A 7300-nucleotide genomic window follows, 5' to 3' on the forward strand; every position below is an offset into this window, starting at 1 on the left:
TCCGCCGCGGGGGGGGGTGGGGGGTTGTTTGACATGGTTTGTGCCCGCCCTTCACAACCACCCCCGAACCGTCAGCACAATTGGGCAACGGGGTGCCCCACGCAACCAACGGGCGCAATGTCGCCGCCAGGCGACGAGCCACCTCACAACCACCCCCGATCATCAGCAACCCGAACCGCCCCCATCCGATTCCGAGCCCCAGTCTTAGCAATAGCCCCCGACAAATAATTCCGCACAGTCCCCTCAGACAAATACAAACTCCCCGCAATCTCCGCAACCGACCCCCCACCCCGAGCAGCAATCAACACATCCCGCTCCCGAGCAGTCAACGGCGATTCCCCCGCAGCCAATGTCGCCACCGCCAACGCCGGATCCACCACCCGCTCCCCCAGCATCACCCGCCGAATCGCATCCCCCAACGCCTCCGCCGGCGCGTCCTTAACCACAAACCCCACGGCCCCAGCCTCCATAGCCCGCCGCAAATACCCAGCCCGCCCGAACGTCGTCAACACCACCACCCGGCACCCAGGCACCTGCTCCGCCAAAACAGCGGCCGCGGCCAACCCGTCCAACCCGGGCATCTCGATATCCAGCAACGCGACATCCGGGGAACACTCCAGCGCGGCCCCCACCACCTCATCCCCCCGCCCCACCTGAGCGACCACCTCAAAGTCGTCCTCAAGATCGAGCAGAGTCCCCAATGCCTGCCGCACCAGCACCTGATCGTCCGCGAGCAACAACCGAATAGTCACGCTTCCCCCACCGTCACCCGCAACCGCCACCCCCGAGGCCGCACCGCCCCCGCCTCCATCCGGCCGCCCGCGGCAACCACCCGATCCCGCAACCCGGACAGTCCATTTCCAGGATCCGCCACAGAACCAACACCGTCGTCCCGAATCTCCACGGCATCCCCCGAAACGATCACCGCACAACTAGCGGCCCGAGAATGCCGGACCACATTGGTCAGCCCCTCCCGAACCACCCAGCCGAACAATTCCTGATGCGGCCCGTCCACCGCGGTAGGAAAATCCGCGCTGATCCCCGCCGCCCGCAACAATTCCCGCCCCCGCGCGAGCTCCCCCGCAAGCGTCACGTCCCGATACCCGGAAACCGCCGCCCGAACATCCGCGAGCGCCTGCCGGGACAACTGCTCGACCTCGCCGATCTCCTCGACGGCCCGCTCATCCCCCTTGGCCGCAAGCCGCCGGGCAAGATTGCTCTTCACCGTGATCGCGGTAAGCGAATGCCCAAGCAGGTCATGCAAATCCCGCGAAATCCGGGACCGCTCCGCGTCCGCCGCCAACCGCTCCACCTCAGCCCGCGCCTGCACCAACGCCCGATTCGCCCGCAACGCCTCCGCGAACGCGACCACCACCAACACGGTGAACACCAACGCCGCCGCCTGCGCCCACCCCGGATCGGTGTGCCACACCGCCCACGGCACCACCACAGTCGCCGCGGCGGCGACCGGCACGATGACCATGCCCCAACGCGGCAACCGCGGAACAGCCAGCGACACCACCACGGCAAGCAGGTAAAACGCATTGGCGCGACCGACCGGCAGCACGGCGCCGAACAGCACCGTCAACACCCCGGTCAGAATCCAGAAAGCCCGGCTCCGGAACCCGTAGGCAGCGACGGCCGCCCCGATGTAGCAGGCACAGAACACCAGCAGAAGCACGACCGCCACCGGCTGGTCCGCAGTCTGGGCGAGAACGATCAGCGGGTACACCAGGAGGCCGGCGTCCAGCACAAGCCGGCGCCAGCCCAGTACCCAGCGTTGCGCGTCGGAATCGGGGCCGCGGTCCACGTCCGGCACGCTACTCGGAGAACAGCGAGCGCACGGGCCGTCCGTTGACCAGGACGACCACCCCCAGCAGAAGCAGCCCGCAAACGCCCTGCTCAAGCCGGACCCACAGCGGCAGGAAACCCGGAATCGACACGATGACGACGATCGCGGCCGTCATCACCGCCGAAACGATCCGGAGCCGCAACAACCCTCGTTTCGACCCACGGGCCGCACTTCTCGCGAACAGGAACGTGAGCAGCGCGCTGGCGGCGACGATCGTGGCGCGGACCCAGACGACGTCGGTGACCATCGCCGGGTTGTCGCGGAGGAGGACGATCGCGCCGAGGGTGAGCACGCTCAGCGCCAGGTAGGCCCCGGTGAGGACGCGGACCGCCCGGATGCGAGGTTGTTCGGAAACCGTTGCGGGACGGGAGTTCATGACTGTCCTTTCCGGACCCTTGATCGGCCCGGTGGATCCGGAACCGCTTGCCCGTCCCATGGTGGGCGGACGGGCAAGCGGGCCGTAGTGTCACCGCGCATCGGTGCGCGATGACATTTGTCAGAACCCGGTCATCCGCGACGTCAGCGGGCGGCGTTGAGCTTCGGCCCGATCGCCGCGCCGGCGACCACGAGCAGCCCGCCGACGACCAGCAGGTAGGCGCCGAGGCCGATCAGCGACAGGTCGTCGTAGAACATCGCGATGATGCCCGCGATGTGGAAAAGCAGCAGTACAGTGGCCCGGCCCGCGAAGACGGTGCGGTACCACCAGAAGCTCGACGGAGTGAGTTCCCGGCGGCGGATCCCGCTCAGCCAGTAGGCGGACTTCTTGGTGCGCAGCGCGCCGAGCACCCACGGGAGGGTGGCGCCGAGCGTCCCGGCGATCAGGATGAAGGCGAGGAACCGCACGTACATCGAGGCGAAGCTGTCCGAGCCGGACGGAATCTTGGTGAACGCGTCGATGAAGCTGACCGAGGCGGATTGGGCACCGTTGGTGAAGGTGACCCAGGGGACGAAGAGCGCGACGATCTCGAGAATGCCGCCGAGGGCAACCGGAATAGCGCCGAGACCGGGGCTGGTGAGCGGCTGGCCTTGAGCCGGGTAACCCTGGCCCGGCTGAGGCGCGGCGTAACCGGCGCCCGGCTGCTGGGGCTGGGCGGGATAGCCGGGCTGTTGTGCTGGATAACCCTGGCCCGGGTACGCGGCTTGGCCCGGGTAGGGCTGGCCGGGTTGCGGCTGGGGCTGCGCGGCTTGCGGCTGACCGGGCTGCGGGTGTCCTGGCTGGGACAACGCGGGTTGCGGCTGGCTCGGCTGTCCGGGTTGCGGCTGACCTGGCTGGGGCTGTCCTGGTTGCGGCTGGCCCGGGAACTGGCCTTGGCCCGGCTGCCCGCCCTGTCCTGGGTAGGAGCCCGGTGCGGGCTGCCCCGGGTACTGCCCGGCCTGCCCCGGGTACGCGCCCGGCGCGGACTGGCCCGGATACTGCTGAACGGGCTGCCCGAACTGCGGAGACTGCCCAGGCTGCTGCGGATAGCCGGACTGCCCCGGCTGAGCGCCGGGCTGCTGCGGGTAACCGGCGCCCGGCGGAGGCGCCTGCCATCCCGGCGGGACCGCGCCCGGCTCCTGCGGCGTGCCCGGCTGATCCTGTGGACCCCCTGAGGTACTCATGGCCGCCGATGGTAACTGCCGCACCGACGCGATGAACGGTGAAAGCCCGGCTCAGCCATGACGAGTCCGCACAACGGGACCGGGCGACACCCCAAACACCGCACGACGAGGCCTCTGACCAGCGCTGATCACCGAGATCCCGGCCAAGGGAACCACGCTGTCGGACCGCTGAGTTCGCCGACAATTCAGTTCCACCGGAGCCGTGCTGTGGGCCCGGTTCGGTGGGCGCGATCGAGCCGGACCGAGTCCACCGCCGCACCCACGCGAATCACACCCGCACCTTGCCGACCCGCGCCCCTACCCGCGCGGCGCGGACCAGCCGCACTCCCCCAACATCATCGAGCAGCGCGCAGGATCAGCTCCGCCACCACGTCCGGCTGCGAAACCAGCACCGCGTGCGAAGCGTCGGCTACCTCGACCACCTCCGCTTCCGCGCGTTCCGCCATGAAACGCTGCGCCGCGGGCGGGATGTTCTTGTCCGCGGTCGGGATCAGGCTGTACACCGGCAAGCCCTTCCACGCCGGAGCGGGCGACGCCTCGTCCAGGGCCGCCGCGGCGATCGGGCGTTGGCCCGCTGCCATCAGACTGGCCTGCGCGGCGGGAACGTCGGCGGCGAACTGCTGGTGGAAAAGGTCCTGCCGGACGTAAAGGTCGACGCCCTCGGGCAGGGTGACCTGCTCCAACGTCTCCCCCAGGGTCCCGCCGGGGAACTTCCCGGCCAGTTCGCCCGCGCTTTCGCCCTCGTCCGGGACGAAGCCGGCGATGTAGACCAGCGCCCGCACGCCGGGGTGGCCCACCGCGGCGGCCGAGATCACCGAGCCGCCGTAGGAATGGCCGACCAGGACGATCGGGCCTTCGACGCTGTCCAGCAAAGACCGGACGTAGGCGGCGTCCTCGGCGACTCCGCGCAGCGGGTTCGCCGCCGCGATCACCCGGTGCCCGGCTGCTTGGAGACGCTCGATCTCCCCGTTCCAGCTGGACGAATCCGCGAACGCGCCGTGCACCAGAACGACAGTGGCAGTCATGGGGTCCTCCTCAGAGAAAGTTCCGAACGAGGACAACAGTACAACTTAGTTGTGCACAATCAAGTTGCACTCAATGAGATCTGGGTCACGGCTCGCGGTAGGCCCGCGGCGGGGCGCCGAGCAGGCGGCTGAACATCGTCGTGAACGCGGCCGGGCTTTCGTAGCCGAGGATGACCGCGACGTCCGCCACCGGAAGGTCCGCGGCCAGCAGCGGGAGCGCGTGCAGCACGCAGGCCCGCTCCCGCCAGCGGGCGAAGCTCAGGCCCGTTTCGGCGCGGAACAGCCGATGCAGCGTCCGTTCGCTGACGTGCAACTCGGCTGCCCAGCGCGACGGCGGATCGTGCACACCGGGAGCGTCCGAAAAGGACTGACACAGCGCGCGCAAGCCTTCGTGCCGCGGCCACGGGAGTTCAAGCGGCAACGGAACGCAGCGGGAGATTTCGTGCAGCAGAAGGGAAATCAGCGCGGCATCGCGGCCGCGGCGAGGGTATTCCGGGACGACGTCGACCGCTTCCCGGAGCAATTCGCGCAGCAGGGGCGAGACGTCGACGGTCTGGCAGCGGCGAGGGAACCACGGCACGGCGGACGGTTCCAGATAGAGACTGCGCGTAGTCACGTTCATCATCACGACGCTGTGGTCGGTCTCCGGCGGGATCAGCACCGCGCGCCGGGTCGGGACGGTCCACGTTCCGTCGGCCGTTCCGACCCGCATGGAACCGGTCGCGCCGTAGAGGAACTGCGCGCGGCGGTGGCGGTGCGGCGGCAGGAAGTGGTCCGGCGGGTAGTCCGTGCTGATCGCGAGCACGGCCCGGGGCAGGGCGTCGACCTCGGACAACGGAACGTTGCGCATACCTCGAGGATAGGTGTCCGAAGCTCGAAAGAACCTGGCGAATCTTCGGATGCGCGCCGCACCCCGCACGACCTACCTTGAAGCCAGTGTTGACCTCGATCCTGATTCTTCTCCTCTTCGGCTGCCTCAGCGGCGTGACGACTGTGTTGTTCGGCTTCGGCGGCGGATTCGTCACCGTGCCGGTGGTCGCGGCGGTCACGAGCCGCGGCGACGCGATGCATGTCGCCGTCGCCACGTCCACTGCGGTGATGGTCGTGAACGCGATCAGCGCGACCGTCGTGCAAGCCCGGGCCGGACGTCTCCGGCGTGACTACATCTGGCCGCTCGCCGCGTTCGTCGCGATCGGCGCCGTGGCGGGTTCGGTAGCCGCGACCTATGCCGGGGACGGGCTGTTGCGCGTCCTGTTCGTCGTCTACCTGGCAGTGACCATTGTGGACAGCCTGGCGCGCGGCGGATTCCTTAAACCGCAAGGGGAACCGAAGCCGTTGAGCACGTTCACGACTACCGCGGGCGGAGTCGGAATCGGTGCGGTGGCGAGCTTCCTCGGAGTGGGCGGCAGCGTCATGACGGTGCCGTTGTTGCGCCGCAAAGGGCTTCCGATGGCTGACGCGGCCGCGATGGCGAACCCGCTCAGCGTGCCCGTCGCGGTGGTGGCGACCGCGGTTTACGCGACGGCGGGAGGCGGACCGTCGGGGTACCTCGACCCGATCGCCGGCGCCGCACTGCTGGCCGGTTCACTGCCGACGATCGCGCTCGTCCGGCGGGTCGCTGACCGGTTGCCGGACAAGGTGCATGCCGTCGCGTACGTGGCGCTGCTGGCGGCGGCGCTGATCGCCGTGGCGGTCAGCTGATCACCGACCGCACGGTTTCCTCGTCGCGGGCCACCACCGTGGTGCCGTCGTCGGCGGTGATGATCGGACGCTGGATCAGCTCCGGGTGCGCGGCAAGCGCGGCGATCCACCGTGGACGGTCTTCCGGCGTCCGGGTCCAGGATTTCAGCCCGAGTTCACCGGCGATTTTCTCGCCGGTGCGGGTGATGTGCCACGGATCAAGGCCGAGCCGGTCGAGCACCGCGACGAGTTCCGCCTCGGTCGGCGGGTCCTCCAGATAGCGGCGCACGGTGTACTCCGCGCCGGCCTCGTCGAGCAGCGACACCGCCGAGCGGCACTTGGAACACCGCGGGTTCACCCAGATCTCCACCCGCGCAGTCTACCCGCGCCATATCGGGAGGAGTCCTTGCCGGACAAGAGCCTTCGGTGCGTCCTGCATCACCTGCCCGGACCGGGTGGAACGGGCGTACCGTTCGTACATGACCCTGCCGCTGACCACCGACCGTCTCGTGATCCGGGACTGGACGGCTGACGACGCCGAAGCCGCGTTTCAGATCTACGGCTCTTCCGATGTGACGCACTGGCTGACTCCCGCCATGGACCGGGTCGGCGACGCCGCCGCGATGCGGTCGGTGTTGCAGGCTTGGCAGGAGGCGCAGCCCAATTTGATTCCGCCTCGGGGGCGGTGGGCGGTGGAGTTGCGCTCCGACGGGCGGGTTGTCGGCGGAGTGGGGATTCGGTTGCTGCCTCCTTATCGGGAGGATTTGGAGCTGAGCTGGCAGTTGCGGCCTGAGGAGTGGGGGCACGGGTACGCGACCGAGGCCGCGCGGGCGTTGGTGGAGTGGGCGTTCCGGCAGGACGGGACGGATGAGTTGTTCGCGGTGGCGCGGCCTAGTAATTCCCGGGCTATTGCTACGGCGGAGCGGATTGGGATGCAGTGGGTTGGGGAGACTACTAAGTATTACGACTTGAGGTTGCAGGTTTATCGGGTTCGGCGGGGGGACGTTGTTTGAGTCTCGGCTCGTCGCCTGGCGGCGACCTTGCCGTGGTGGTTGCGTGGGGCACCCCGAAGCTTGATTGTGATGACGGTCTGAGGGTGGTTGTCAAGGCTGGAAAGATGCCTTGACAACCACCCTCAGACCGC

9 protein-coding genes are annotated in these 7300 nt (G+C 68.6%); 2 read left to right on the plus strand and 7 right to left on the minus strand.

The window, feature by feature from the left end; all coding sequences use genetic code 11:
* Window positions 1–143: 143 nt before the first annotated feature.
* The 6 genes from ACFXI3_RS46805 to ACFXI3_RS46830 all read right to left on the minus strand — a co-directional run bounded on the left by ACFXI3_RS46805 (window position 144) and on the right by ACFXI3_RS46830 (window position 5326).
* The gene (locus ACFXI3_RS46805; protein WP_344269240.1) at window positions 144–752 is read right to left on the minus strand and encodes a response regulator transcription factor; all 609 of its coding nucleotides are present in this window, start codon (window positions 750–752) and stop codon (window positions 144–146) included.
* Window positions 749–1810: a sensor histidine kinase gene (locus ACFXI3_RS46810; protein ID WP_378408671.1), complete on the minus strand. Its 1062-nt coding sequence runs from the start codon at window positions 1808–1810 to the stop codon at window positions 749–751. The genes ACFXI3_RS46805 and ACFXI3_RS46810 overlap by 4 nt, the downstream gene beginning before the upstream one ends.
* A gap of 10 nt (window positions 1811–1820) precedes the next feature.
* Window positions 1821–2228: a hypothetical protein gene (locus tag ACFXI3_RS46815; RefSeq protein WP_344269234.1), complete on the minus strand. Its 408-nt coding sequence runs from the start codon at window positions 2226–2228 to the stop codon at window positions 1821–1823.
* Between the two features lie 143 nt (window positions 2229–2371).
* A complete protein-coding gene (locus ACFXI3_RS46820) occupies window positions 2372–3451 on the minus strand; it encodes a hypothetical protein (RefSeq protein ID WP_378408673.1) in 1080 nt (359 codons plus the stop codon).
* A 335-nt stretch (window positions 3452–3786) separates the two neighbouring features.
* Window positions 3787–4476 (minus strand): alpha/beta fold hydrolase, encoded by a 690-nt coding sequence (locus tag ACFXI3_RS46825; protein ID WP_378408675.1) that lies wholly within the window; start codon window positions 4474–4476, stop codon window positions 3787–3789.
* Between the two features lie 85 nt (window positions 4477–4561).
* The gene (locus ACFXI3_RS46830; RefSeq protein WP_344269226.1) at window positions 4562–5326 is read right to left on the minus strand and encodes a helix-turn-helix transcriptional regulator; all 765 of its coding nucleotides are present in this window, start codon (window positions 5324–5326) and stop codon (window positions 4562–4564) included.
* 86 nt (window positions 5327–5412) lie between these two features.
* Between ACFXI3_RS46830 and ACFXI3_RS46835 the strand changes: the two genes are divergently transcribed.
* On the plus strand, window positions 5413–6177 hold the full coding sequence (locus ACFXI3_RS46835) for a sulfite exporter TauE/SafE family protein (RefSeq protein ID WP_378408677.1): 765 nt from the start codon (window positions 5413–5415) through the stop codon (window positions 6175–6177).
* On the opposite strand, the gene ACFXI3_RS46840 is transcribed toward ACFXI3_RS46835, so the two are convergent.
* Window positions 6170–6526 carry an ArsC/Spx/MgsR family protein gene (locus ACFXI3_RS46840; protein ID WP_378408679.1) on the minus strand — a complete coding sequence of 119 codons (357 nt, stop codon included), beginning with the start codon at window positions 6524–6526 and terminating at the stop codon, window positions 6170–6172. The two genes, ACFXI3_RS46835 and ACFXI3_RS46840, sit on opposite strands and share 8 nt — an antisense overlap.
* A 109-nt stretch (window positions 6527–6635) precedes the next feature.
* Here ACFXI3_RS46840 and ACFXI3_RS46845 point away from each other — a divergent pair, with 109 nt between their 5' ends.
* Window positions 6636–7169: a GNAT family N-acetyltransferase gene (locus tag ACFXI3_RS46845; RefSeq protein ID WP_344269216.1), complete on the plus strand. Its 534-nt coding sequence runs from the start codon at window positions 6636–6638 to the stop codon at window positions 7167–7169.
* Window positions 7170–7300: the final 131 nt, after the last annotated feature.

Source organism: Amycolatopsis sp. NPDC059235, assembly GCF_042754125.1.
Classification (GTDB): Bacteria; Actinomycetota; Actinomycetes; order Mycobacteriales; family Pseudonocardiaceae; genus Amycolatopsis; species Amycolatopsis albidoflava.